This window comes from Agromyces sp. GXQ0307, from assembly GCF_044769845.1.
Taxonomy (GTDB): domain Bacteria; phylum Actinomycetota; class Actinomycetes; order Actinomycetales; family Microbacteriaceae; genus Agromyces.
This window is the reverse complement of the sequence record NZ_JBIZVY010000001.1, coordinates 1,070,968-1,096,336: the sequence shown is the minus strand read 5'-3', so window position 1 is coordinate 1,096,336 and position 25,369 is coordinate 1,070,968. Positions and strand designations below refer to the sequence as shown.

Here is a 25,369-nt window from a genome sequence, read left to right as displayed (position 1 = left end):
TCGGTGACACGCCGAAAAACTCCTGAGAAAAGCAGCACATACGCAACGCACGCAGCACAGAAAGCACGAACCCATGGAACGCATCGAGACCGACGTCGTCATCGTCGGCGCAGGCGCCTCCGGCCTCACGGCCGCGACCGAACTCGTGAAGGCCGGGCGCGACGTCGTCGTCCTCGAGGCCCGCGACCGCGTCGGCGGCCGACTCTGGACCGGCGACATCGACGGCGCGATGCTCGAGATCGGCGGCCAGTGGGTCTCGCCCGACCAGGACGCGCTCATCGAGACGCTCGACGAGCTCGGGCTCGAGACCTACGAGCGCTACCGCGAGGGCAGGAACGTCTACATCGCGGAGGACGGCGAGCGCCGCCTCTTCGAGGGCGAGATCTTCCCGGTGCCGGCGCAGACCGAGGGCGAGATCGTCGGCCTCATCGAGAAGCTCGACCAGCTCGTCGCCGAGATCGACCCCGAGGCGCCGTGGGCGCACCCGCGTGCGAAGGAGCTCGACGAGATCTCGTTCGCCGAGTGGCTCGGCACGCAGACCGACGACGAGGAGGCGAAGCTCAACATCGGCATGTTCATCGCCGGTGCGATGCTCACCAAGCCCACCCACGCGTTCTCGGCGCTGCAGGCGCTCCTCATGGCGGCATCCGCGGGCTCGTTCTCGAACCTCGTCGACGCCGACTTCATCCTCGACAAGCGCGTGGTCGGCGGCCTCCAGCAGGTGCCGCTGCGCCTCGCCGAGCGTCTCGGCGACGCCGTGAAGCTGAACCAGCCGGTGCGCACCATCCGCTGGAACCCCGACGCGCCGGATGCCGGCGTCACGGTGATCAGCGACGGGTTCGAGGTGCACGCGAAGCAGGTCGTGCTCGCGCTCGCACCGATCCTCTACGACCGCATCTCGTACGAGCCGCCGCTGCCGCGCCTCCAGCACCAGATGCACCAGCACGTCTCGATGGGCTTCGTCATCAAGGTGCACGCCGTCTACGAGACCCCGTTCTGGCGCGAGCAGGGCCTGTCGGGCACCGCGTTCAGCCCCTACGAGCTCTCGCACGAGGCGTACGACAACACCAACCACGGCGACACCCGCGGCACGCTCGTCGGCTTCGTGTCCGACGAGGCGGCCGACGAGGTCTTCCGGCTCAGCGCGGAGGAGCGCAAGGAGCGCATCCTCGAGTCGCTCTCGCACTACTACGGCGAGCAGGCGAAGCACCCGGTCGTGTACTACGAGTCCGACTGGGGCTCGGAGGAGTGGACGCGCGGCGCGTACGCCGCGAGCTTCGACATGGGCGGCCTCGCGCGCTACGGCGCCGACCTGCGCACGCCCGTCGGCCCGATCCGCTTCGCCTGCTCCGACATGGCCGGCAAGGGCTACCAGCACGTCGACGGCGCCATCCGGATGGGCCGGCTCGTCGCCGCGCAGGCGCTCGAGGCGCTCGGGGCGCACGAGGTCCGCGAGGCCCTCGCGTGACCGCCACCGCCATCCTCGTCGGGTACACCGCGAACGCCGCCGGCGCCGACGCGCTCGCCGTCGCGAGCCGTCTCGCGGCCGCAGCCGATGCGCCCCTCGAGGTCGTCATGATCCTGCCGTCCGAGGTCGGCAACTCCAGCGTGCCCGCCGACGCCGGCTACGAGCGGCACCTGCGCGCGCAGTCGCGCGAGTGGCTCGAAGAGGCGTCCAGGCACCTCGGGGCGGATGTCGCGTCGAAGCTCCACCTCCGCTACGCCGAGTCGTTCGCCGAGGGCCTCATCGAGGCCGCGCACGAGTTCGACGCGCGGCTCATCGTGATCGGCACCGCGCGCGGCGGCCTCCTCGGCCGGTCGCGCATCGGCTCGGTCGCGAACGAGCTGCTGCACTCCTCCGACGTGCCGGTCCTCCTCGCCCCGTCGGGGTCGCGCGAGGTGCCCACGTCGCAGGGCATCACGCGGGTGACGGCCGCGGTCGGCACCCGACCGGGCGCCGACGCCCTCCTCGAGGCGGCCATCCGCCTCGCACGCGCGACGCACGCGCCGCTGCGCCTGCTCTCGCTCGTACCCATCGACCTTCCCGCCGGCCTCGACGCCGACCTCGCCGCGCTCACGAGCTCGGTGCACGCCGAGGAGGTGCTCGACGAGGCCCGACAGGCGCTTCCCGACGGCATCGAGGCGACCGTCGAGACCGCGACGGGCGAGACCATCGAGCACGCGGTCCGCGCGCTCGACTGGCACCAGGGCGAGCTCGTGCTCGTCGGCTCGAGCCGCCTCGCGGCGCCGCGCCACCTGTTCCTGGGTTCGACCGCGGCGAAGATGCTGCGCGAGCTCCCGGCACCGATGATCGTGGTGCCGCGCACCACCCGCTCCTGAAAGACGCTGCAATGTCGCACCACTCCTCTGACCAGGCCCCGCTCACCGAGGCGACCCGCGCGGTCGACTCGTCCGAGCACGGCATCACCAAGAAGGGCCTCTCGGCCGGATCCGTCGGCCTCATCGGCGCGATCGTCATCGGCATCTCGTGCATCGCGCCCGCGTACACGCTGACGGCCGCGCTCGGGCCGACCGTCTCCGAGGTCGGCACGCAGGTGCCGGCGATCATCCTGCTCGGGTTCATCCCGATGCTGCTCGTCGCGTTCGGCTACCGCGAGCTCAACCGCCGCATGCCCGACTCGGGCACGTCGTTCACCTGGGCGACGCGGGCCTTCGGCCCGTGGATCGGCTGGATGGCGGGCTGGGGCCTCGTCGCGGCGACGATCCTCGTGCTCTCGAACCTCGCCGGCATCGCGGTGGACTTCCTCTTCCTGCTCATCTCGCAGGTCGTCGGCAACCCCGAGATCGCCGACATCGCGGCGAACCCGTTCGTGAACGTCGTCGTCTGCCTGCTGTTCATGCTCGGCGCGACGATGATCTCGTACCGCGACATGCGCACCACGCAGAAGCTGCAGTACTGGCTCGTCGGCTTCCAGGTGGCCGTGCTCGTGCTGTTCTCGGTCGCCGCGCTCGTCGAGGTGGCGAACGGCAACGCGTTCGACGCGACGCCGATCGAGCTGAGCTGGTTCAACCCGTTCGCGGTGAGCGACTTCAGCGCGCTCGCGGCGGGCCTGTCGCTGTCGATCTTCATCTTCTGGGGTTGGGACGTCACCCTCACGATGAACGAGGAGACCAAGGGCGCCGAGAAGACCCCGGGTCGCGCGGCGACCCTGTCGGTGCTCATCATCGTCACCCTGTACCTGCTCATCTCGGTCTCGCTCATCTCGTTCGCGGGCGTCGGCACGGGCGAGTTCGGCCTCGGCAACCCGGACATCCAGGACAACGTGTTCTTCGCGCTCGCCGGCCCGGTGCTCGGCCCGCTCGCGGTGCTCGTGTCGCTCGCGGTGCTCACGTCGTCGGCGTCGTCGCTGCAGTCGACCTTCGTGTCGCCCGCGCGCACGCTCCTCGCGATGGGTCACTACGGCGCCCTCCCGCCGAAGTTCGCGCAGGTCAGCCCGCGCTTCTTCACGCCCGGGTACGCGACGATCGTCTCGGCGGTCGTGGCATCCGTCTTCTACGCGGTCATGCGCTTCGTGAGCGAGAACGTGCTGTGGGACACGATCACCGCGCTCGGCATGATGATCTGCTTCTACTACGGCATCACCGCGTTCGCCGCGGTGTGGTTCTTCCGGAAGACCTGGTTCCGTTCGGTGCGCGAGTTCTTCTTCACGCTGCTGTTCCCGCTCGTGGGCGGCGTCATCCTGTCGGTGCTGTTCGTGACGACCCTCGTCGACAGCATGGACCCCGACTACGGCAGCGGCTCGAACATCGGCGGCGTCGGCCTCGTGTTCATCCTCGGCATGGTGGTGCTGCTCACGGGCGTCGTCATCATGATCTGGCAGGCGATCAAGCGTCCGGCGTTCTTCCGCGGCGAGATCCTCTCGCGGGCGTCCGCCGACTGAGCCCGTGCAGGGCCGGTGTCCTCACCGTGCCGGCCCTGCACGTGAACGCGAACCGCCCCGCCGGCGACACCCGGCGGGGCGGTTCGGTCGTTCGGGCGTGCGCGAATCAATTCGCAGGAGAATCCGCTCGTGACGCCCTGTGGGGCGCCCATCGGGCGGATTCTCCTGCGAATTTCGTGGGTGCCGCGGGCGCGGCGCCGCGACGCGGTGGCCAGCGGGCGCCGCAAGGCCGCACAGGCGCCTCACGCGACGGCTCGGTCGATGTCCCCTCGACGTGCGACGGACGCGCGCGCTCGCGCGGGCCGGGGTTCCGCGTGCGGGCGGCGGCGGATAGCGTGAGCGTGGGCGCCCGACGGCGGGCGACAGGGGGAAGGACGGGCCGTGGCCTCGTACGACGACATCATCGCCAACATCCCGATCGCCGACCTCGCCTCGCGGCTCGGCGTCGACGAGGCCACCGCGCGGGCGGCCGTCGACCAGGCGCTGCCGGCGCTGCTCGGCGGCATGGGGGCGAATGCGCAGGATGCCGCGGGCGCGGCCTCGCTCGAGCGCGCCGTGCAGCACCATCCGCCCCAGCTGTTCGAGGGCGGAGTGGATCTCGACGAGGTCGACGAGGGCGACGGCGAGAAGATCGTGCACAACGTCTTCGGCGCGAACACCGACCAGGTCGTGCAGCAGCTCGGCGCGACCGAAGGGAAGGCCGAGCCGGGGCTCATCCAGAAGCTGCTGCCGATCCTCGCGCCGATCGTGCTGAGCTTCCTCGCGTCGCAGTTCACCAAGCGCCAGCAGGGGGCGTCGCCGGACACGTCGACGGGCGGCGGCGGCGGCATCGGCGACCTGCTCGGCGGACTCCTCGGCGGCGGGGCTTCCTCGGGCGGCTCGCCCGGCGGCCTCGGCGGGCTCGGCGACCTGCTCGGCGGGCTGCTCGGCGGCGGCAAGCGCTGAGCGCCGCGCGCGGCGCCCGCCCCGCGGCATCCGGTCGCCCGGACCGGCTCGCGTTCGCCCGGACCGGCTCGCCGTCGCCTCGGTGCCACATCGAGGAGATGCCATCTGCACCGTTGCGGCCCCTGAACGGTGCACATGGCATCTCCTCGAGGGTCGAGGGTCGAGGGTCGAGGGCCGAGGTGAGGGGCGAGGGCCGAGGGCCGAGGTGAGGGGCGAGGCCCGAGGGGCGTGGCCGACGCCGAGGGCCGAGGGGCGAAGGGCGCAGGGCGAGGGGGCGAGGGCAGGGCGAGCCCGCACGTCGAGCGGCGGACGGGCGCGAGCGGAGCAGGCGCCGAAGGCAGCGCCGGACGCGCTGCGTAGACTGTCACGGTGCCAGTGAACCCCGAGCTGCAGGGGCGCGAGTTCGCGCCGACCGCGCCGTACCTCGTCGGACGCGAGAAGGTGCGCGAGTTCGCGCGCGCCGTGTTCGCGACGAACCCGATCAACCACGACGTCGAGGCCGCGCGCGCCGCGGGCCACGCCGACATCGTCGCGCCGCCGACGTTCGCGGTCGTCGTGCAGGAGCACACGCTCGCGCAGCTGCTCGCCGAGCCCGACGCGGGCATCGACTTCTCGCGGGTCGTGCACGGCGACCAGCGGTTCACGTCGACCCGGCCGATCGTGGCGGGCGACGAGCTCACCGCGCAGCTCACGGTGTCGAGCGTGAAGACCCTCGGCGCGCACTCGATGGTCACCGCCGAATCCGTGATCACCGACGCCGACGGCGCGCACGTCGTCACCGCGACCTCCACCCTCGTCGTGCGAGGAGACGACTGATGCCCGACACCTTCGCCGCCCCCGCGACCCCCGACTTCGACGCGCTCGCCGTCGGCGACGTGGTCGCCGAGCGGACCTTCCACCTGACCCGCGACTCGCTCGTCCGCTACGCGGGCGCGTCGGGCGACTTCAACCCGATCCACTACCGCGACGACGTCGCCGCCTCGGTGGGCCTGCCCGGCGTGCTCGCGCACGGCATGCTCACCATGGGCCTCGCGGTGCAGCCGGTGGTCGACTGGGCGGGCGACCCGGGGCGCGTCGCCGACTACCAGGTGCGCTTCACGCGACCGGTCGTCGTCGACCCCGAGGCGGGGGCGGATGTCTCGGTGTCGGCCAAGGTCGGCCAGCTCGACGCCGAGGCGCGCGCCGTGCGCGTCGACCTCACCGTGAGCTTCGAGGGCGCGACCGTGCTCGGCAAGGCCCAGGTGCGGGTGGTGCTCGCCTGACATGAGCGAGCGGCACGACGTCTCCTTCGCCGAGCTCACGACGCTGCGCGTCGGCGGGCCGATCGACCGGCTCGTCACGGCAACGATGCAGCAGGAACTCGTCGATCTCGTGCGCGACGCCGACGCGTCGGGTGGGCGATGGATGGTCCTCGGCGGCGGCTCCAACCTGCTCGTCGGCGACGACGGGTTCGACGGCACCGTGATCCGGATCGCCACGAAGGGCATCGAGGTGCTGCCCGGCGCGGCGGCCGGCAGCGTGCACCTGCGCGTGCAGGCCGGCGAGGTCTGGGACGAGCTGGTGGCCTTCGCGGTCGAGCGCGGCTTCTCGGGGCTCGAGGCCCTGAGCGGCATCCCCGGCTCGGTCGGCGCTGCGCCGGTGCAGAACATCGGCGCCTACGGCCAGGAGCTCTCCGACGTGCTCGTCGCGATCGAGTTCCTCGACGAGGGCGCCGATCGGCCGCGCCGAATCTCGGCCGACGAGCTCGAGCTCGGCTACCGCACCTCGGTGCTCAAGCAGGGGCTGGCCGGCGTCGTCCTCTCCATCGAGCTCGCGCTCCACGACACGACGGCCGAGCGCGAGGTGCTCGGCCAGGCGCTCGGCACGCCCGTCGCGTACGCGCAACTCGCGGGCGCGCTCGGTGTGCAGCTCGGCGACCGCGTGCCGATCGCCGACGTACGCGAGGCGGTCCTCGCGCTCCGCTCGGGCAAGGGCATGGTGCTCGACCCCGACGACCCCGACTCGGTGAGCGCCGGGTCGTTCTTCACGAACCCGATCGTCTCGGAGCACGTCGCGCGGACGCTGCCCGGCGACGCCCCGCGCTGGTACGTCGAGCCCGAGGAGCCCGACGAGGTCGTGCCGCTCGCCGAGCTCGAGGCGGCCTCGCCGCTCGACGCGTTCCTCGCACACCAGGCCGAGGTCGAAGCGGCCGAGACGCGCGCGCACGCGGAGCCGTCCGAGCCGTTGGTCAAGCTGTCCGCCGCGTGGCTCATCGAGCACAGCGGCATCCGTCGCGGCTTCGCCCTGCCGGGTTCGCGCGCGGCGATCTCGTCGAAGCACACGCTCGCACTGACGAACCGGGGCGGGGCGAGCGGCGAGGAACTCGCGCAACTGGCGCGCTTCGTGCAGGGCCGCGTGCAGGCCGAGTTCGGGATCATGCTCCACCCCGAGCCCGTGCTGGTGGGCGTCGAACTCTGAGCGACGCTCAGCGGGGTGCGCCCGGCCGCACCGCCGGTCGGTAGACGTCGAGCGCACCGGGCACGACCCGGATGCGCGTGCGGTAGCCGGGGGCCGAGAGGTCGGCGGATGCCGCGACCGGCGCGTCGAACGCGACCTCGCCGTCGTGCACGAACCCGGGCGGCTGCCCGTTCCTCGGCCGGACGTCGATCACGATGTCGGTCGCGGTGAAGGCCTCGACGCGCTCGGGGACGAGTCTCAGGGCGCGCAGCACGGCCGCCGTGCGCTGGCCGAAGGCGAGCGCGGCGATCGCGCCGGTGCGCGAGCCGCGGTGCAGGATCCGCACGTCGAGCACGCCGTCGTCGAGCTCCCGACGCTGCAGCGGCGCGTGGATGCCTCGGTCATTGCGGCCGACGCCGACGAAGAGCGCCCATACCTCCGCGCGGCGCCCGCCGACGACGACCGCGACCGGGTCGGATCGTCGAAGGACCCGCTCCGCCGCGAAGACGCCCGCGAGCCACTTCCCGAGCTTCGGACGCACCCGCTCGCGCAGCGCGATGACGTCGGGGTAGACGCCGACGGACGCGGAGTTCATGACGGTGATCGGGGCGGCGTCGCCGAAGGCGAGCTCGGCGACATCCGCCCGGACGCCCTCGCCGGCCTGCAGGGCGTCGACCGCGTCGTCGACGGAAGCGACGCCCGCGGTGCGAGCGAAGTGGTTGAACGTGCCGCCCGGCACGACGAGGAGCGGCACGCCCGCTCCGCGGGCCACGTGCGCGACCGCGGCCACCGAGCCGTCGCCGCCACAGATGCCGACGATGCGCGGCGGTTCGGGCCGTTGGAGCGCGTCGGCGACGGCCGCGGCCGGATCCTCGCCCGGCTCGAGCAGGTGGACTTCGGCGCGCGGCAACCGAGCGCGCAGCACGGTCACCGGGTCGGCGCGCACCACGCTCGTGCCCGACGAGCGGTTGACGGCGACGAACACGCCCTCGCCGTCGGGTGAGGCGGGAAGCGTGCGGTCGGCGCCGGGCGGAGGCGGTGCGCTCCCGGGCGCACCGCGGAGTGCGCGCGGCGTTCGTCCGGAAGATCCCACCGGCCCAGCGTACGTGCGCGCGAATCGTACGGATGCGCGCCGCGGCGCACCGGCCGATCGTCGCACGAAGTCCCCGAACGGGGGAGTACCGGAAGCGGAGGAACCGTCACTATATTCCAGACAGCGGGTGCGCGAGGGCCGTCGCGGATCACCCGGAGATAGGGGTCGACGATGTTCCCGCTCCACCGCCGTCTGCTCGCGCTCGCCGTCTCGACGGTGCTCGCCGCGACCTCGCTCGTCGTGGCCGCGCTCGCCGCTCCGCCGCCACCGGCATCCGCGACGCACCTGCCGAATCCATCGGTCGAGTGCTACCTCGGAGGGGTCGACGGATGGCTTCTCAACACCGACATCGGGGCGACCGACGACGTCTACGACCGCGACGCGCTCGCCCGCGGCGGTCTCGTCCCGGGTCCGCTCTACACCTCGATCGATTTCACCTTCTTCGACCGCGGCGTCCTCGGGAACGACTACACCGAGTTCTTCGACAAGCGGACCCCCCTCTCGTCCTCGAATTACCGCGCGATCCTGTGGTCCGCTCCGGACCACGCCAAGACCTTCGAACTCAGGTCGGACGGGACGTTCCGATACGTCCCGCAGGACGGCTACTTCGGTGCGGACAGCTTCCAGTACGTGTACGCGTGGGCGACGGAAGGTAGCCCGTGCTCGAACGTCGCGACCGTGCACATCCCTGCGGTCGACCAGATCCGTGCCCAGAACGACACCTACACCGCCTACGTCGACACGCCTCTCGAGGTTGGCAAGTTCGTGTGCGGCTTCACGTGCGGTGTGCTGGACAACGATGTGCTCGCCGACCGCAACTCGGTCGTGAAGACCGTCTCGACGAGGTTCCCGGTCGTCTTCTACCAGCGAGAGGTGGGCAGCTTCACCTCGTATCCCACCGACAAGGGCGGAACGCTGACCCAGGTGAGCTCGAACGGCTCGTTCGTGTACACGCCCCCCGCTGGCTTCCGCGGCACCGACAGCTTCGCCTATCGAGCGCAGGGATTCTCGCCGACCGGGCTTCAACTCTCGCTCGGACCGGAATCGGACAACTACGCCAGGGTGACCCTCAACGTGGTCGACCCACCCGCCCCCGACGTTCCGAAGGGCGCGCCGGACAGCGTCGACGTCATCGAGGACACGCCGATCACGATCGCCGCGAGCGACCTGTTGGCCAACGATCCCAACGGCACCTACATCACGTACGTCGGCGGCGCACTCTACGACGGCCAATACGTCGTCCGCACCCGGCACGGCGAGCTCCAGATCCCGTGGACGGGATTCATTCCCGGCGTGCCGTTCAACTACATCACGAACAGCATCACGTACGTGCCTGATCCCGACTTCGCCGGCATCGACCGGTTCATCTACTACGTCGCCAACAACCCCATCGACGGACCGGCCACGCCGGTCGAGGTCTTCCTCGTCGTCGCTCCGGTGCCCGACGCGCCGGTGCCGAACGACGACAGTGCGACCATCCCCGAGGACACCGTCATCACGATCGACGCGGCGGCGAACGACTACGACGGCGACGGCGACCTCGTCGCGGCATCGCTCGAGAAGGCTCCGTGCCAGACGCCGTGCGATCCGGTCGCGGTCGAGCAGGCGCTGCACGGCGACTGGGCGGTGAATGGCGACGGCACGGTCACCTACACGCCGGACGCGGAGTTCGTCGGCGAGGCGCGGTTCCATTATGAGATCGCTGACGCCCTCGGTCAGACGGGGCAGGCGAGCATCACGGTGACCGTCGAGTCCGACGACGCGGTCGACGACGAGTTCGCCGCCGTCGAGGACCAGACGCTCGCGGTCGCGGCCCCCGGCGTACTCGAGAACGACGACCCGCCCGCCGCGACCGGGACCCCGCTCGTCACGGTCGAGCCGGAACACGGAACCGTGCACCTCGCCGCTGACGGCTCGTTCAGCTACGAGCCCGAGTCCGATTTCTCCGGGACCGACACGTTCACTTACGAGGCCGGCGGCGACCAGGGCGTCGTGACGATCGACGTGGCCGAGGTCAACGACGCGCCGGTGCTCTACCTGCGGCCGTACTGCGACTCGTCCGTCCCGCTCATCATCTGCCTGGGCGACTACGACGATCGCGACCTCGTCGAGGGCGAGACCGCGCAGCTCCGCGGCACGGTCACCGACGTCGAGTTCGACAGCGGCACCTTCGTCGTCGACTGGGGCGACGGCACGCAGACGACCGGCTCGTACCCGTGCGAGGGGGAGGACTGCGCGTTCACGCTCGAACCCACATGGACCGACTGGCTGTGCGTCGGCACCGACTGCGGACTCGGCCCGCTGTACTTCGAGTTCGAGCACACCTATCGCGACGATCCGGACGGAGCCGGCGACTACTTCCCGGTCTCGATGACGATCACCGAGGGCGACGGCACGAACGGTGCTGCATCGACCAGCGCGCGGGTGACGAACGCCGATCCGACCCTCGCGCTCGCCTCGAACTGCAGCGCGCCGCAGGGCTCCATCTGCCTCGGCAACTTCTCCGTCCTGACCGGTGAGCCGGGCGACACGTTCCGCATCGGCGGCAAGGTGATCGATCCGGGCCTCGAGGTCGGCACCATCACGATCGACTGGGGCGACGGCTCCGAGGACACGGTCCTCGGGCTCGAGTGCGCGACGGACTCGACGTGCCCGACTCCGTCGCAGCAGGGCTTCACCTGTCCGTCCAACGTCATCGCGGTGCCATCCTGCGGGTACTTCGCGGCGACCCACGTGTACGCCTCGGGTGGAGATCGCACGGTCACGGTCGTCGTCGACGACGGCGACGGTGGAATCACGGAGCAGACCGCGCTCGCCAGCGTGGCGTACGTGAACGACGCGCCATCGGCGGCGGATGGCTCGGCGGAGACGCGTGAGGACACCCCGGTCGAGATCGATCTCGCCGAGTTCGTCGACGACGCGCAGACCGCCGACGCGGACCTGCTCTTCGAACTGCTCGACGGCGAGGGAGACACGCCGACGAGCGGCTCGGTCGAACTCGACGGTTCGGTCGTCACCTACACGCCCGCCCCCGACGTCAACGGCGAGGACGGGTTCGGGTATCGCGTGACCGATCGCGGAGAACCGGACGGATGCGGCGAGCCCGGGCCGGACTGCGCTGCGCCGCTCAGCGCGACCAGGCGGATCGGACTGACCGTCGTCCCGGTGAACGACGAGCCGACCTTCACGGGCGGCGACGACGTCGAGGCGATCCCGGACGGGCTCGAGGTCTCGATCCCGAACTGGGCGACGGAGCTGTCACCGGGTCCGGCGGACGAGGCGGCGCAGACCATCGAGTTCCAGCTCGAGGTCGACGACCCGTCGTTGTTCGCCGTCGACGGTCAGCCGGCGGTCGCGCCCGACGGCACGCTCACGTTCACTCCGGTGAACGGCGGCGTGGCGCACGTGACCGCGGTCGCGGTCGACAGCGGACCCGGGGTCGCACCGGACGACGACACGAGCGCGTCGTTCGACTTCGTCATCACGATCGACTTCCCGCCGGTCGTGACGGCACCCGAGACGGTGTCGGGGACCTACTCGGACACGCTGTCCTTCGTGGTCTCCGCGACCGACCCCGAGGACGGCAGTGACGGCGTCACGCTCGAGGTGGACGGCCTGCCTGCCGGGCTCACGGCGAACGGTGACGCCGGCCGGACGACCATCAGCGGCGTGATCACCGCAGAGCCGGGGATCTACCCGGTCGACCTGCACGCGTGCGACGCGCACGGGGCGTGCACCGACGTCACCGTCGAGGTCGTCGTCGACCCGGAGATCGCCATCGTGAAGATCGCGTCCTCCACTCCGTGGGTCGTTCCGGTCGACGGCACGGGATCGGCCCCGCAGATCGCGTTCTCGGCGAAGATCACCGAGGATGGCGACCGCAGTTGGGGTGACCTGGGCCTCGTCGAGCCCGCCGACCTCACGGCGAGCCTGAGGTCGGCCGCGACCGGCGTCGAGGCGAACTGCGCCCCGCAGGTCGTGAAGACGACCGCGGCCCGCGGGAATGCCCCCGGAACCCTGGAGCTCGCCTGCGCGCTCCCGGCAGGGCTTCCGGTCGGCGTGTACGACCTCGAGGTCTCGATCGGCGGATGGTTCGAGGGCAGCTCGACCGCGGTGCTCACCGTGTCGGGAGGCTCGGCCGCGACCGGATCGAACTCCGGCTCGGGCACGATCGCGCTCCCCGGCGGGGGGACGGGAGAGTTCTCCTTCGCGATCGCCGCGAGCGGCCGCAAGGGCACGGACGGATCATGGCGGTACGTCGAGCGGGCCCCTGACGGGACCGTGGTCCGCACGCTGGTGTCGACCTCGATCACCGCGTTCGCGGTCTCGGGGTCCGGCGGGTCGCGCACGATCGAGTTCGCCGGCAAGGCAGATGTCGACGGAGTCGGCGGCTTCACGTTCCGCGTCCTCGCGGTCGACGGGCCGACCGACTCGTACGGTCAGTCGATCACGAGCGCGAAGCGGTCCGTACCCGGGTCGCTGAGCTTCGAGGCCGTCCCGTTGACCGGGGGAGGGATCACGCTCCCGTAGCGCGACCGCGGCCCCGGGCGAGGAGACGCGCTCAGAGCAGCCCGAGCTCCATCGCCCGGGTCACCGCGCGCGTGCGGTCGCCGACCTCGAGCTTCTCGAACACGTGGATGAGGTGCGTCTTCACCGTCGCCTCGCCGATGTGCAGCATCCGGCCGATCTCGGGGTTGGACCGACCGTCGGCGACGAGCCGGAGCACCTCCAGTTCGCGCGGCGAGAGCGACGGGGTGGCCGTCGCGGCGGCGCCGGCCGCGGCCCCCGAGCGCACGCGCGCGACGAGCTTCGCCGCGATCGACGGCGCGAGCACCGTCTCGCCCGCGGCGACCGAGCGGATGCCGGCCAGGATCTCCTCCTGCGGCGCGGCCTTCAGCAGGTAGCCGCTGGCGCCCGCCTCGATCGCGGCGAGGATGTGGTCGTCGGTCTCGTACGTCGTGAGCACGAGCACGCGCGTGCCGGCGGCGCCGGCGGATGCCAGGATCCGCTCGGTCGCGGCGGCGCCGTCGAGCACGGGCATCCGGAGGTCCATGAGCACGAGGTCGGGCCGCAGCTCGGCCGCGAGTGCGACCGCCTCCGCGCCGTCGACGGCTTCGCCGACGACCTCGATCCCCGGCTCGGACTCGAGCAGCCCGACGATGCCCGACCGGACGATCGGGTGGTCGTCGGCGACGACGACGCGGATCGGCTCGCGCACGTCTGCGCGTACGTCTCCGCTCACGTCTCCGCTCCCGTCGGCTCATCCCGTCGAACGGCGTCCCGCACCTCCGGCACGACCACGCGCAGCACGGTCCCGCCGCCGTGACCGGGGCCGAACTCGAGGCGGCCCCCGACGAGGGCGACGCGGTCGCGCATGCCGGCGAGCCCGAAGCCGTTCTCGCCGGGCGCCGCGTCACCGGGTCCGACGCCGTCGTCGCGCACCGCGAGCACGACCTCGGGCGGCGTCCCGGCGGACGTGACGACGATCTCGGCCGCGCTCGCGTTCGCGTGCTTGCGGACGTTCGCGAGCGCCTCCTGCGCGCTGCGGAGCAGCACGACCTCGAGTTCGCGGTCGAGCCTCGAGGCATCCGTCGTCACCGTCACCCGCACGCCGGTCTCGCGTTCGAACGAGCTCGCGAGCCGTCGCAGCGCCTCACCGAGCCCCGCCTCGGGGTCGACGGGCGCGAGCGACGCGACGAGCCCGCGCGCCTCGGTGAGCGCCTCGCGGGCCATCTGCTCCATGAGTTCGAGATCTGCTCGAGCGGATGCCGCGTCCGCACCCTCGACGCCCACGAGCCGTCGCCCGGTGCGCTGTGCGACCATCACGAGTCCGGTGAGGCTCTGCGCAATGGTGTCGTGGATCTCGCGGGCCAGTCGGGCCCGCTCATCGGCGACGCCCGCGTCGCGGTGCATCGCGGCGAGCTGGCCCTGCGCGGCCTGAAGCTCGGCGAGCAGGCGGGCCCGCTCCTCGCCGAACTGCGCGATCCGCGTGATCCACAGCCCGAGGGCGATGCTGAATCCGACCGAGAGGGCGGCGACCACGGCGCCGACCACGAGGCCGGCCGGCCACTCCCGCACCGCGTAGCCGACCACGATCGCGACCGCGATGGCGAGGTTCGCGATGATCGCGCTGCGCGTGTTCGGCGACGTCGACCAGACGAACGGGTACAGGAACGCCTGCAGGATCGCGAACGACGGCTCGATCGTGGTGCCGACCGCGAGGAGCACGGCGTAGGCGAGCGAGATCGCGAGGTGCGTGCGGACGCCGGTGACCGGGACGCACCGGCGCCCCCAGGCGAAGTGGACGACGACGAAGACCCCCGCAGTCACCCATACCCCGACGTCGTCGGCGCCGAACGGCGGGTCGAGCAGCGAGATCGCGGCGATCACGACCGCGACCGCGACCGCCGCGGCATCCCACCACCGCACGTTCTGCATGGACTCAGGCTCCCACAGGGGTCTCGTGCCGCGCAGCGCTCACGCGTCGCGCCGGATCCACCGGAAGGTCAGGCGGCTGAGGATGAGGCCGATCACCAGCCAGGCGAGCAGCGCGACCGCGACCCAGCCGAGGTCCCACTCGCCGTTCTGCTCGAGCACCGCGAAGTCCTCGGGCAGGAACACGGCGCGCATCCCCTGCGCCATCCACTTCAGCGGGAAGAGGCTCGCCACATTCTGCATCCACTCGGGCAGCGCGTAGAACTGCAGGTAGACGCCCGAGATGAACTGCAGCACGAGCAGGATCGGGATCACGACCGCGGCCGCCGACTTGCCCGAGCGCGGCACCGACGAGAGCGCGATGCCGAGGAACGCCGACGTGGCGACACCGAGCACGAACACCCAGGCGAAGGTCGCCCACTTCGCGGGCTCGGTGGGCAGCGCGATACCGAAGATCGTGGCCGCGGCGAGGAGCAGCAGCGCGGCCTGCAGCACGCCGGTCACGAAGACCTGCCCGAACTTGCCGATGAAGTACGACACGGGCGAGAGCGGTGTGCCGCCGAGCCGCTTCAGCGTGCCGTCGCCCTTCTCGATCGCGATGTCGATCGCGAGGTTCTGCACGCCCGAGAGCAGCATGCCGGCGGCGAGCAGGCCGGGCAGGTAGTAGGCACCGACCGAGATCCCCTCCGTACCCGGGCCGGGCTGGATGTCGCCCGCCGAACTGAACGCGGCCGTGAAGATGCCGAGCATGATGAACGGGAACAGGAACGTGAAGAACACGGCGTCGGGCGAGCGGAAGTAGCTCTTCACCTCGTACCCGATGCGGGAGACGCCGAGCGGGAGGCGCCCGGGGCGACGGATGCCGGCGGTGCCGCCCTCCGGGCTCGGGCCGGTGGTGGTCAGGTCGGTGGCGCTCATGCGCGGGCCTCCTCGGTCTCGCGGGCCTCCGCGCCGGAGGCGCGGACCAGTCCCAGGTAGATGTCCTCGAGGCTCGGACGGATGACCTCGAGCTCGGCGGGCTCGGTGCCGAGGTCGCGGGCGACGGATGCCACGATCTCCGCTGGCCGTTCGGTGCGGATCTCGCGCGTGGCGCCGTCGCGGTCGCGCCAGCGGACGATCGGCACGCGCGCCTCGGCGCCGCCGAGTTCGTGCACGGGTCCCACGTCGACGAGCCTGCCGCCGATGATGATGCCGGCCCGATCGCCGAGCTGTGCGGCCTCGTCGAGGTAGTGCGTCGTGAGCAGGATGGTCGTTCCCTCTCCCTTCAGCACGCGGATGAGGTCCCAGAACTCTCGTCGGGCCTCGGGGTCGAAGCCCGTCGTGGGCTCGTCGAGGAACAGCAGTTCGGGCCGGCCGATGATGCCCAGCGCGACGTCGAGCCGCCGACGCTGGCCGCCGGAGAGCTTCGCGATGCGCGTTCGCGCCTTCGCGTCGAGGCCCACGGCGGCGATCACCTCGTCGACGTCGCGCGGGTGCGGATAGAGCCCGGCGAAGTGTGCGAGCTGCTCGCGCACGGTCATCGCGCCGCTCTCGGTGCCCGACTGGAGCACGATGCCGATGCGCGACTTCCACTCGAGGCCGCCGTGAGCGGGGTCGACGCCGAGCACGCTCGCGTCGCCGCCCGTGCGCAGGCGGTAGCCCTCGAGGATCTCGATCGTGGTCGACTTGCCGGCGCCGTTCGGGCCGAGGAGGGCGAACGTCTCGCCGCGCGCGATGTCGAGGTCGACCCCGTCGACCGCGGCGACGTCGCCGTACTGCTTGCGGAGTCCGCGGATCCGGACTGCTGGGGTGGTGTCCATGCCTCGAGCCTCCTCCTCGACCGGCCCGACCGGAAGCCGTGGAGCGGTCGATTCCGCCCTCCACCGATCGGTGGATGCCGCCCCCGCCCCGCCACCGCTCACTTCTGCGGATATACGATCGGGCGCGCCGGGCTTCCGGCCCGATCGCCCGGGTGCCGGATCATATATCCGCGGATCGGGACGGCTGAGCCTCAGGAGGACGCGAGCTCGGCGAGACGGCGCTCGAGGAACCGCCGCTCGGGCGTGGTGCGGGCGAGCGCGATCGCCTCGCGGTAGCGGGATGCCGCGGCATCCGTTTCACCCAGACGGCGCAGCAGGTCGGCCTGTGCGGCGGGCAGCAGGTGGTAGCCGTCGAGCCGACCGGATGCCTCGAGCAGCGCGAGGTCGTCGAGACCCGCCTGCGGGCCGAACGCCATGCCGCGGGCGATCGCCCGGTTCAGGGCGACGAAGGGCGAGTCGGCGAGCATCGCGAGGGCGTCGTAGCGGGCGGCGATCGCCGGCCAGTCGGTGTCGTCGGCGGTGCGGGCGCGGGCGTGCGCCGCCTGGATCTCGGCCTGCAGCCGGTACGGGCCGGGCGGGTCGCCGGCACCGGCGTCGCCGCCGGGGCCGCCGGAACCGGCCGGGCCGCCGGTACCGACGTCGCCGAGCAGGGCGAGCCCCTCGGCGAGCTCGGCCGCGTCCCACTGCGAGCGGTCCTGGTCGGGCAGCGGCACGAGGTCGCCGTCGCCGTCGACCCGTGCCGCCGAGCGGGCGTGCTGGAGGAGCAGCATCGCGAGCAGCGCCGTCGCCTCGTCGGCGCCGGGCAGCAGCGCCACCACCAGCCGCGTCAACCGGATCGCCTCGGCGGCGAGGTCGAGGCGCTGCAGGGCATCGCCGTGCGACGCGAGGTAGCCTTCGTTCGCGATCAGGTAGAGCACGGCGAGCACGCCGTCGAGCCGCTCGGGCAGCAGGTCGGCGGATGGCACGCGGTACGGGATGCCGGCGTGCCGGATCTTGCGCTTGGCCCGTGAGATGCGCTGCCCCATGGTCGCCTCGGTCACGAGGAACGCGCGGGCGATCTCACCGGTCTCCAGTCCGCCGACGGTGCGCAGCGTCAACGCGACGCGCGACTCCATCGGCAGCGCCGGATGCGCGCACGTGAAGATCAGCCGCAGCCGGTCGTCCCACTGCGGCGACTCGTCGGCGACGACGTCGGCCGGGTCGGGCGGGCCGCCGGCACGGCCGGAGACCTGTTCCATCGCCATCCACTCCCCGACCTTCTCAGCCTCGACGCCACGTCGCCGCAGCCGGTCCATCGCGAGGTTGCGGGCCGCGGTCGTGAGCCACGCGCCCGGGTTCCGCGGCACCCCGTCGCGCGGCCACGTCGTCGCCGCACGCTCGAAGGCCGCGGATGCCGCCTCCTCCGCGACATCCCAGTCGCCCGTGACCCGGATCAGCGTCGCGACGACCCGCGCCCACTCGGAGACGTACGCGTGGCGCAACGCGGCAGCGACATCGGGTGCGAGCGGGTCTGCGCCGCCCGCACCCGCCGCCGCGCGGTGCGACCGCGTCAGCGTGCGACCCCCGCGAGGGCCTCGGCAGCCGGCGGTTCGAGTCGGAGACCGCGATCGCCCGCCTCGCGCTCGGTGCGGGCCACGTGGTCCTCGTGCACGTCGAACGGCCACAGCGGTCGAAGCTCGATCGCGCCGCCGCGCGCCATCGGGTGCTTCGAGGCGACCTCGATGGCCTCGGCGAGCCCGCCCTGCACCTCGATGAGGTCGAAGCCCGCGACCCACTCCTTCGCCTCGGCGAAGCCGCCGTCGGTCACGAGCACCTCGCCGTGGCGACGGCGCACGAACGTGGCATCCGCTGGCGGTCGCAGCACTTCGCCGAAGCGCCGCACGCCACGGCCGTCCATCTCGCGCACCCACGGGTCGACGCTTCCGTCCTCGCCCTCGGCCCCGTCTTCGCCGCGCTCGCCGCCGGGCTCGACGACCACGAGCATGAGGTAGCGCCGCCCTCGCGGCGCCTCGTCGGCGAAGCCGTCCGGCACGATCCGCGCGTCGGGGTCGGCGTCGGGCCAGCGCACGAACGGCCGGATCTCGACGCGGCCGAATGAGGCCACCGGGTGCTTCGACGCGATCTCGATCGCCTCGTCGAGGTCGCGGGCGTCGATCACGTCGAACCCGCCGATCGTCTCCTTCGACTCGGTGAACGGCCCGTCGACCACGAGGATCTCGCCGCCGCGCACGCGGACGGTCGTGGCATCCTGCTCGGGCCGCAGTCGCTCGCCGTACTCGGAGACGCCGCGCGCCTCGACCTCGTCCACCCACTCGCCGACGTTGTCGTCGGCCGGCGCGTAGGGGAGCGCGTCGGCGCCCTCGGCGTAGAACAGTGCGTACTCCATGACGGAATCCCTTCTCTCGGTCACGCTACGCACGTACGACGAACGGCGGAACCCGTTTTCGACAGCTCGCGGACTCAGGCGCCGACGAGCAGCCGCGGGTGCTGCGCCTCCACCACGTTGGGGTGCGCGCGCAGTCGGCTCTTCAGCCAGTTCTCGCCGAACACGGCGTGCAGCGGGTTCGCCGGGTCCTGTGTGACGCCGCGCGCCTCGGCCGCGAGGGCCGGCGGCAGTTCGATCGTCGGGATTGTGGCATCCAGCGCCGGCCCGTGGAAGTAGGGGATCGAGATGCGCTCGGTGCCCGGCTCGGGCGAGACCACGCGGTGCAGCGTCGCCTTGAGGTAGCCGCCGGTCGCGATCTCGAGCAGCTCGCCGATGTTCACCACGAACGAGCCCGCGGGCGGCGTGACGTCGATCCACTCGCCGTCCTCCTCGACCTGCAGACCCGCCTTGCCCTCCTCGACCGAGAGGAGCGTGAGCACGCCGAGGTCCTTGTGCGCGCCCACGCCCTGCGCGGGCTGCTCGGCCTCGACGCCCGGGTAGCGCACGATCTTCATGTACGGCGAGGGCGTCGCGAACGCGGCGTCGAAGGTGTCGGATGGCGCGCCGAGCGCCTCGGCCCAGGCGCGGAGCAGCCGCGTGCCGACCTCGTCGAGCCGGGCGATCCACTCCTCGGCGACCTCGCGCAGCTCGGGCAGCGCCTCGGGCCAGAGGTTCGGCCCCTGCAGGACCAGGTAGTCGGGGGTGTCGGGGCCGACCGGCACCGCGGGGCGCTCGGCGCCGATGTCGATCTGCTCGCGGATGTCGACGCGACCCTGTGTGCGCTCGCCGCCCATGCGCGTGTAGCCGCGGAAGTGCGGGCTCTTCACGTTCTCGATCGCGAGCTTGTGCGACTCGGGCAGTGCGAAGAACGCGCGGGCGACCTCGTAGGCGCGGTCGATGAGCTCGCCCGGCACGCCGTGGCCGACGAGCGAGAAGAAGCCGACCTCGTGCGTCGCGCGACGCAGGTCGTCGCGGAATGCCGCCTGCTGCTCGGGCGTGCCGTTGAGGAGGGAGAGGTCGAGGACGGGGATGCCGGACATGTGCGTGGTCCTTTCGAGGTGCCGGAGGGTGGTGCGCCGACGATGCGGCCCCGGCATCCTGGGACGTCTGCCCGTGGCATCCGGTTCGGGTCTTCTCGTGGGGGAAGGACGTCGAGACGGATGCTGCGGGGCTGACGCGGACGCGTCGGATGCGGCGTGAGCTGGGCTGCGGTCGGCGGCGCGTAGGAATCGCGCCCTGGGATCGTCGGGGAGGACGATCGCCTAGCGGCGACAGCAGCGACAGGTGTCAGTACTCACGATGGCGGACACGCTAGCACGGGTCGAGCGGTGCTCCGCAATCCCCCGTTCGGTCGGGGCGCCCTCGCATTCGCAGGATGAGCGGGCCGAGGCCGCCCAGGGGGCGCCCTTCGGGCGTCTCGTCCTGCGAACTCGCCCCGGACCGAGCGCTGGCGTCGGTCGGCGACGCCGACGCGGATCCTCAGGCCGGGAGCACGAGCGAGACGGCGATCGCGAGCATGACGACGGCGATGATGCCGTCGAGCACGCGCCACGCGCGCGGGCTTGCGAGCACCCCGCCGAGGAGCCGGGCACCGTAGGCGAGGCCGAAGAACCAGACGGCGCTCGCGATCGCGGCGCCGAGGGCGAAGGTCCAACGGGCGTCGCCGTGCGTCGCCCCGACCGAGCCGAGCAGCACGACCGTGTCGAGGTACACGTGCGGGTTCAGCCACGTGAGCGCGAGCACCGTGAGCACGACCGGCAGCAGTCGCGCCCCGGTTCGCGTCGCCAGGCCGGTGGTCGAGTAGGGCGCGCCAGCGCCCGTATCGAGACCCTCGCCCGGGTCTTGGTGCGTGCTTCGTGCGACTCGACCACCCGAGGTCTGCTCGTCGGGATCCACGACGAGCCCCGACTCCGAGCCGCGCCATGCCCGTCGCGCCGCGAGCACCGCGTACCCGACGAGGAAGATCGCGCCCGCCCACCGCGCGACGCCCACGAGCCACGGCATCGCCTGCAGCATCGCACCCATGCCGCCGACGCCGGCGACGATGAGCAGTGCATCGGAGACCGTGCAGATCGCCGCGACGACGAACACGTGCTCGCGACGGATGCCTTGGCGCAGGACGAACACGTTCTGCGCGCCGATCGCGACGATGAGGGAGAAGCCGAGGCCGAGGCCGGCGGCGAGCACGGAGAGATCCACGGCCCGACGGTACGTCGCCACCATGATGAAAACCAGCTCAGGATTCTTCATCAGCATTAGCATCTCTTCATGCAGATTCCGCTCGACCTCGCGCGCACGCTCGCCGCCGTGATCGACGGCGGCACCTTCGAGGCCGCTGCCGCCGAGCTCCGCGTCACGCCGTCGGCGGTCTCGCAGCGCGTCAAGCAGCTCGAGCAGCGCCTCGGCCGCGTGCTCGTCGTGCGCTCGAAGCCCGTGCGCCCCACCGAGGCGGGCGCCGCAGTGGTACGCCTCGCGCGGCAGCTCTCGCTGCTCGAGCACGACGCGCTGGTCGCCTTCGGCGGCGACGACGCGGCATCCGCCCGCCCCACGACCGTGCCGCTCGCCGTCAACGCCGACTCGCTCGCGACCTGGTTCCTCCCCGCGCTCGCGCGCATCGCCGAGGCACATCCGGTCGTGTTCGACCTGCACCGCGACGACCAGGACTTCACGGCCGGACTCCTCGAATCCGGCACCGTCATGGGCGCCGTGACCTCGCAGGCGACGCCGGTGGCGGGATGCCTCGTCCGCCCGCTCGGCGTGATGCGCTACACCGCCGTCGCGACGCCGGCGTGGGTTGCGCGGTGGTGTCCCGGCGGGGCGGATGCCGCGGCGCTGGCGGCCGCGCCGCGCGTCGACTTCGACCGGCGCGACGACCTGCAGGGCGAGTACCTGCGGATGGTCGGCGCGGATGCCGCCGACCCGCCGCGGCACTTCGTGCCCGCGTCGAACGACTTCGCGACCGCGATCAAGCTCGGGCTCGGCTGGGGGCTGCTTCCCGGGTTCCAGTCCGACGACGACCTCGCCGACGGCCGGCTCGTCGCACTCGGCGGGCCGCCCGTCGACGTGCCGCTGTTCTGGCAGCAGTGGAACCTGGGCTCGCCGCTCCTCGACGCGATCGCCGACGGACTGATCCGCGACGCGCGGCGCGCACTCGAGCCATCCGTCGCTCGCCCGCCGGTGGTCGAGTAGCACCGCAGGAGCGGATCGAGACCGCGCCCACGCGCTGGTCTCGATACGGGCGCTTCGCGTCCTACTCGACCACCGATCAGAGGTTCTGCCCGATGTCCCAGAGCCGGTCGGGGCGCCCGTCGATCGCCTCGGACACGGCGAGCGCCTGATCGTCGGAAAGCGACGCCACGTAGTCGACGACGCCGCGGCCGACACCGAGCGCCCGCACGTCCGACGCCTCCGGGACGGGCACGCCCTCCGGGCGCGTCGTCCGGAGCGCGTCGTACCCGTCGGTCGCGATCTCGACGAGCTCGCGGAGCCGCTGCGGCACGCGATCCCGGTCGTCCTCGTCGCGCAGCCACGCCGTGAGGCCCTTCACGGCCCGCGTGATCACGCGGCTGAGGCCGCGCTGGTACATCACGATGTCGGACCGGTCGAGGATGAAGTGCCGGTGCACGAACTTCAGGATCTCGACCTCGTGCCAGGCCCGCTCGTCGAGCGTCACGAGGCCGGCGCGCACCACACCGTCGGGCGCCGGCACGACCGACGACTGCAGGTGGTCGATCCACCGGTTCGTGAACGACGACAGCGCCCGTTCGGCCGCGATCGAACCGTCGAAGGGGCTCGCCAGCAGCCCGTCGACCAGGTCGTCGGCGACCACGCCGACCGCGGCGCGGAACGCCTCGTCGCCCGCGATCCACGGGTCGGTCGCGTGCATCTTCCGTCGTAGCGCCTCGAGCGCACTGCCGGGCGGCGCGCTGCGCCGGGCGAGCTCCGCGTCGTCGAGGTCGCGCAGCTGCAGCCCCGACTCGATCCATCCGCGGAACTCGCGCGCCACGGCGCCCTGGCCGAGGAGGCCCGCACGGTGGAAGTCGTCCACGTCGTGGATCGAGTACGCGATGTCGTCGGCGATGTCCATGATGGAGCACTCGAGCGACTGCCGGAGCGACGGATGCCCGTTCCGCGCCTCGACGAGGTCGGCCGCGTCGATCCCGTACGCCGAGAACTTCAGTGCCTCGACCCCGCGATCGGTGCGACGGATGCCGCGTGGCAGGGGCCCGTCGCCGAGGGCGGACACGTCCACGTGGCGGGTCCACGGGTACTTCGCGACCGCGCTCCGCACCGCGGCCGTGAGGTTGAGGCCGCGCGGCGCGACCTCGCTCACGTCGAGCGTCGTCACGATTCGGTAGGTCTGCGCGTTTCCCTCGAACCCGTCGGGCAGGCCCAGCGTGTCGCGGGCGAGTCGGTCGAGCACGCGCTCGCCGAGGTGCCCGAACGGCGGGTGCCCCAGGTCGTGCGCCGACGCGGCGGCCTGGACGACCACCGCATCGCAGCCGTGCGCGAGGGCGAACTCGCGCGTCGGCGACGAGGCATCCGTCATCTTCACCGCGATGGCGCGCGCGACCGCGGTCACCTTGATCGAGTGCGTGAGCCGGTTGTGGATGAGCGGCCCGGCGCCCGGCTGCCCGATCACCTGGGTGACCGCCGACAGGCGCGAGAAGTACGCCGAGAACCGCACCCGCTCGAGGTCGAGCCGGAACTGCGAGTGCTCGCCGACGACGTCGGCGCTGCTGCGGGGCTCGGGCGTGCGCCGCTCCGCACGACCCATCGGCGGGAGCTCGCTCAGGAGAACAGCCCCTGCAACCGCTGCACGCCCTCGAGGAGCGGTTCGTCGCCGAGGGCGTAGCTGAAGCGCAGGAAGCCGCTCGGTCCGAACGCCTCGCCCGGGACCGCCGCGACCTCCGCGCGCTCGAGCATCAGGTCGGCGAGCTCGAGCGAGGTCGTGGGCGTCACGCCGCCCCACTCCCGGCCGAGGAGGCCCGTGACGTCGGGGTAGACGTAGAAGGCACCTTCGGGAACGGGCACCGACATCCCCTCGATCTTCGACAGCTCGGCGACGATCGTGCGGCGACGACGGTCGAACGCGCGGCGCATCTCCTCGACCGGCTCCTGCGGGCCGGTGAGGGCCGCGAGGGCGGCGCGCTGCGAGATGTTCGAGACGTTCGAGGTGAGGTGCGACTGCAGGTTCGCGGCGCCCTTCATGACGTCGGCGGGGCCGACCATCCAACCGAGGCGCCAGCCGGTCATCGCGTAGGTCTTCGCGACGCCGTTCACGAGGATCGCCTGGTCTGCGAGGCCCGGCACGGCCTCGACGATCGAGAGTGCACGAGGCGGCGTCGCCTCCGGGTCCTCCGCATAGGTGAGGTTCTGGTAGATCTCATCGGTCACGACCCAGATACCGTGCTCCAGGGCCCACTCGCCGATGGCCTTCACCTGGTCGGGCGGGTAGACCGCGCCGGTCGGGTTCGACGGCGACACGAAGAGCAGTGCCCGGGTGCGGTCGGTGCGTGCCGCCTCGAGCTGCTCGACCGTGACGAGGTAGCCCTGCTCGGAGCCCGCGAAGACGTCGACCTGGCGGCCGCCCGCGAGCTTGATGGCCTCGGGGTAGGTGGTCCAGTACGGCGTGGGAACGAGCACCTCGTCGCCGTCGTCGAGCAGCACCTGGAAGGCCTGGTACACGGCCTGCTTGCCGCCGTTGGTGACCACGACCTGGTTCGCGCCGGCCGCGAGTCCGGAGTCGCGCAGGGTCTTCGCCGCGATGGCCTCGCGCAGGTCGGGGAGGCCGGCCGCCGGCGTGTAGCGGTGGTTGCGGGGATCGCGAACGGCTTCGAGCGCCGCTTCGACGATATGCGCGGGAGTCGGGAAGTCGGGCTCGCCCGCCGCGTACGAGATCACCGGTCGCCCCTCGGCCTGGAGGGCCTTGGCCTTGGCATCGACCTTGAGGGTCGCGGACTCGGCGATGGCGGAGATGCGGGCGGAGAGACGGCGCTGATCGGTCACGCTCCCAGCCTACGGCGCGGGCTCTCGCGCGTCAGTGGGAATCGGTCGGGAGTCCGTCAGCGTGAATCGGCCGGAGTGCGCCGGCGGGAACCGGCCCAGAGAGGGACGCCGCGGCGGTGTTCCCCCGAGCCGCGGCGTCCGGCGCCTGCCCCCACAGGCGCGCTTCCCCGAAACCTGTGTGCACCGCCTGGGCGGCCACACGGCTCACGATACGCCGATCGGTCGTCGCCCGCGCGGGACGTACGTCCCGTGTCGTCGCGGCGCCGTCGTGGGTCGGGCGGCGGGCGCGCGTCGGGCCACGGTTTGGCGCACCTTCCGACGTCGC

General features: G+C 72.1%; 20 protein-coding genes. 9 read left to right on the top strand and 11 right to left on the bottom strand.

Annotated elements, in window-relative coordinates:
- Positions 1 to 73: 73 nt before the first annotated feature.
- From ACIQH8_RS05045 to ACIQH8_RS05015, 7 genes are all read left to right on the top strand, one after another.
- Complete coding sequence (locus ACIQH8_RS05045) at positions 74 to 1,468, top strand: flavin monoamine oxidase family protein (RefSeq protein WP_400995519.1); 1,395 nt, start codon at positions 74 to 76, stop codon at positions 1,466 to 1,468.
- Positions 1,465 to 2,340 (top strand): universal stress protein, encoded by an 876-nt coding sequence (locus ACIQH8_RS05040; protein WP_400995516.1) that lies wholly within the window; start codon positions 1,465 to 1,467, stop codon positions 2,338 to 2,340. Before ACIQH8_RS05045 ends, ACIQH8_RS05040 begins: the two co-directional genes overlap by 4 nt.
- Positions 2,341 to 2,351: 11 nt before the next feature.
- The gene (locus tag ACIQH8_RS05035) at positions 2,352 to 3,902 is read left to right on the top strand and encodes an APC family permease (RefSeq protein WP_400995514.1); all 1,551 of its coding nucleotides are present in this window, start codon (positions 2,352 to 2,354) and stop codon (positions 3,900 to 3,902) included.
- A 381-nt stretch (positions 3,903 to 4,283) separates the two neighbouring features.
- Positions 4,284 to 4,847 (top strand): DUF937 domain-containing protein, encoded by a 564-nt coding sequence (locus ACIQH8_RS05030; protein WP_400995512.1) that lies wholly within the window; start codon positions 4,284 to 4,286, stop codon positions 4,845 to 4,847.
- A gap of 369 nt (positions 4,848 to 5,216) precedes the next feature.
- Positions 5,217 to 5,663, top strand: a complete 447-nt coding sequence (locus ACIQH8_RS05025) for a MaoC family dehydratase N-terminal domain-containing protein (RefSeq protein ID WP_400995510.1) — start codon at positions 5,217 to 5,219, stop codon at positions 5,661 to 5,663.
- Complete coding sequence (locus tag ACIQH8_RS05020; protein WP_400995507.1) at positions 5,663 to 6,109, top strand: MaoC family dehydratase; 447 nt, start codon at positions 5,663 to 5,665, stop codon at positions 6,107 to 6,109. The genes ACIQH8_RS05025 and ACIQH8_RS05020 overlap by 1 nt, the downstream gene beginning before the upstream one ends.
- Position 6,110: 1 nt before the next feature.
- A complete protein-coding gene (locus tag ACIQH8_RS05015) occupies positions 6,111 to 7,304 on the top strand; it encodes a UDP-N-acetylmuramate dehydrogenase (protein ID WP_400995504.1) in 1,194 nt (397 codons plus the stop codon).
- Between the two features lie 7 nt (positions 7,305 to 7,311).
- Here ACIQH8_RS05015 and ACIQH8_RS05010 read toward each other — a convergent pair whose 3' ends face one another.
- Positions 7,312 to 8,376 (bottom strand): diacylglycerol/lipid kinase family protein, encoded by a 1,065-nt coding sequence (locus ACIQH8_RS05010; RefSeq protein WP_400995501.1) that lies wholly within the window; start codon positions 8,374 to 8,376, stop codon positions 7,312 to 7,314.
- Between the two features lie 171 nt (positions 8,377 to 8,547).
- On the opposite strand from ACIQH8_RS05010, the gene ACIQH8_RS05005 reads away from it, so the two are divergent.
- The gene (locus ACIQH8_RS05005; protein ID WP_400995499.1) at positions 8,548 to 12,906 is read left to right on the top strand and encodes an Ig-like domain-containing protein; all 4,359 of its coding nucleotides are present in this window, start codon (positions 8,548 to 8,550) and stop codon (positions 12,904 to 12,906) included.
- A 31-nt stretch (positions 12,907 to 12,937) separates the two neighbouring features.
- Here ACIQH8_RS05005 and ACIQH8_RS05000 read toward each other — a convergent pair whose 3' ends face one another.
- The 8 genes from ACIQH8_RS05000 to ACIQH8_RS04965 form a co-directional block, all read right to left on the bottom strand.
- Positions 12,938 to 13,618: a response regulator gene (locus tag ACIQH8_RS05000; RefSeq protein WP_400995496.1), complete on the bottom strand. Its 681-nt coding sequence runs from the start codon at positions 13,616 to 13,618 to the stop codon at positions 12,938 to 12,940.
- Entirely contained in the window at positions 13,615 to 14,814 is a 1,200-nt protein-coding gene (locus tag ACIQH8_RS04995; protein WP_400995494.1) for a sensor histidine kinase, read from the bottom strand. Before ACIQH8_RS04995 ends, ACIQH8_RS05000 begins: the two co-directional genes overlap by 4 nt.
- Before the next feature lie 39 nt (positions 14,815 to 14,853).
- Positions 14,854 to 15,729, bottom strand: a complete 876-nt coding sequence (locus ACIQH8_RS04990; RefSeq protein ID WP_400995492.1) for an ABC transporter permease — start codon at positions 15,727 to 15,729, stop codon at positions 14,854 to 14,856.
- Complete coding sequence (locus ACIQH8_RS04985) at positions 15,726 to 16,610, bottom strand: ABC transporter ATP-binding protein (protein WP_400995489.1); 885 nt, start codon at positions 16,608 to 16,610, stop codon at positions 15,726 to 15,728. The genes ACIQH8_RS04990 and ACIQH8_RS04985 overlap by 4 nt, the downstream gene beginning before the upstream one ends.
- A 191-nt stretch (positions 16,611 to 16,801) precedes the next feature.
- Positions 16,802 to 18,091 carry an RNA polymerase sigma factor gene (locus ACIQH8_RS04980; protein ID WP_400995486.1) on the bottom strand — a complete coding sequence of 430 codons (1,290 nt, stop codon included), beginning with the start codon at positions 18,089 to 18,091 and terminating at the stop codon, positions 16,802 to 16,804.
- A gap of 68 nt (positions 18,092 to 18,159) precedes the next feature.
- Positions 18,160 to 18,996 (bottom strand): YciI family protein, encoded by an 837-nt coding sequence (locus ACIQH8_RS04975; RefSeq protein WP_400995484.1) that lies wholly within the window; start codon positions 18,994 to 18,996, stop codon positions 18,160 to 18,162.
- A gap of 74 nt (positions 18,997 to 19,070) precedes the next feature.
- The gene (locus tag ACIQH8_RS04970) at positions 19,071 to 20,075 is read right to left on the bottom strand and encodes an isopenicillin N synthase family dioxygenase (RefSeq protein WP_400995482.1); all 1,005 of its coding nucleotides are present in this window, start codon (positions 20,073 to 20,075) and stop codon (positions 19,071 to 19,073) included.
- Between the two features lie 439 nt (positions 20,076 to 20,514).
- Positions 20,515 to 21,234 (bottom strand): LysE/ArgO family amino acid transporter, encoded by a 720-nt coding sequence (locus tag ACIQH8_RS04965; RefSeq protein ID WP_400995480.1) that lies wholly within the window; start codon positions 21,232 to 21,234, stop codon positions 20,515 to 20,517.
- A gap of 69 nt (positions 21,235 to 21,303) precedes the next feature.
- On the opposite strand from ACIQH8_RS04965, the gene ACIQH8_RS04960 reads away from it, so the two are divergent.
- The gene (locus ACIQH8_RS04960) at positions 21,304 to 22,224 is read left to right on the top strand and encodes a LysR family transcriptional regulator ArgP (protein ID WP_400995478.1); all 921 of its coding nucleotides are present in this window, start codon (positions 21,304 to 21,306) and stop codon (positions 22,222 to 22,224) included.
- Positions 22,225 to 22,300: 76 nt separating this feature from the next.
- Here the strand turns inward: ACIQH8_RS04960 and ACIQH8_RS04955 are convergent, their stop codons facing one another.
- On the bottom strand, positions 22,301 to 23,812 hold the full coding sequence (locus tag ACIQH8_RS04955) for a deoxyguanosinetriphosphate triphosphohydrolase family protein (RefSeq protein WP_400995475.1): 1,512 nt from the start codon (positions 23,810 to 23,812) through the stop codon (positions 22,301 to 22,303).
- A 14-nt stretch (positions 23,813 to 23,826) separates the two neighbouring features.
- On the bottom strand, positions 23,827 to 25,044 hold the full coding sequence (locus ACIQH8_RS04950; protein WP_400995473.1) for a pyridoxal phosphate-dependent aminotransferase: 1,218 nt from the start codon (positions 25,042 to 25,044) through the stop codon (positions 23,827 to 23,829).
- Positions 25,045 to 25,369 lie beyond the last annotated feature (325 nt).

What these genes read in the sequence shown, in the direction of transcription:
- ACIQH8_RS05045 (WP_400995519.1), top strand. Translation starts at nt 74, where the DNA reads ATGGAACGCATCGAGACCGACGTCGTCATCGTCGGCGCAGGCGCCTCC.
- ACIQH8_RS05035 (WP_400995514.1), top strand. Translation starts at nt 2,352, where the DNA reads ATGTCGCACCACTCCTCTGACCAGGCCCCGCTCACCGAGGCGACCCGC.
- ACIQH8_RS05020 (WP_400995507.1), top strand. Translation starts at nt 5,663, where the DNA reads ATGCCCGACACCTTCGCCGCCCCCGCGACCCCCGACTTCGACGCGCTC.
- ACIQH8_RS05015 (WP_400995504.1), top strand. Translation starts at nt 6,111, where the DNA reads ATGAGCGAGCGGCACGACGTCTCCTTCGCCGAGCTCACGACGCTGCGC.
- ACIQH8_RS05005 (WP_400995499.1), top strand. Translation starts at nt 8,548, where the DNA reads ATGTTCCCGCTCCACCGCCGTCTGCTCGCGCTCGCCGTCTCGACGGTG.
- ACIQH8_RS04995 (WP_400995494.1), bottom strand. Translation starts at nt 14,814, where the DNA reads ATGCAGAACGTGCGGTGGTGGGATGCCGCGGCGGTCGCGGTCGCGGTC.
- ACIQH8_RS04990 (WP_400995492.1), bottom strand. Translation starts at nt 15,729, where the DNA reads ATGAGCGCCACCGACCTGACCACCACCGGCCCGAGCCCGGAGGGCGGC.
- ACIQH8_RS04985 (WP_400995489.1), bottom strand. Translation starts at nt 16,610, where the DNA reads ATGGACACCACCCCAGCAGTCCGGATCCGCGGACTCCGCAAGCAGTAC.
- ACIQH8_RS04975 (WP_400995484.1), bottom strand. Translation starts at nt 18,996, where the DNA reads ATGGAGTACGCACTGTTCTACGCCGAGGGCGCCGACGCGCTCCCCTAC.
- ACIQH8_RS04970 (WP_400995482.1), bottom strand. Translation starts at nt 20,075, where the DNA reads ATGTCCGGCATCCCCGTCCTCGACCTCTCCCTCCTCAACGGCACGCCC.
- ACIQH8_RS04960 (WP_400995478.1), top strand. Translation starts at nt 21,304, where the DNA reads ATGCAGATTCCGCTCGACCTCGCGCGCACGCTCGCCGCCGTGATCGAC.
- ACIQH8_RS04955 (WP_400995475.1), bottom strand. Translation starts at nt 23,812, where the DNA reads ATGGGTCGTGCGGAGCGGCGCACGCCCGAGCCCCGCAGCAGCGCCGAC.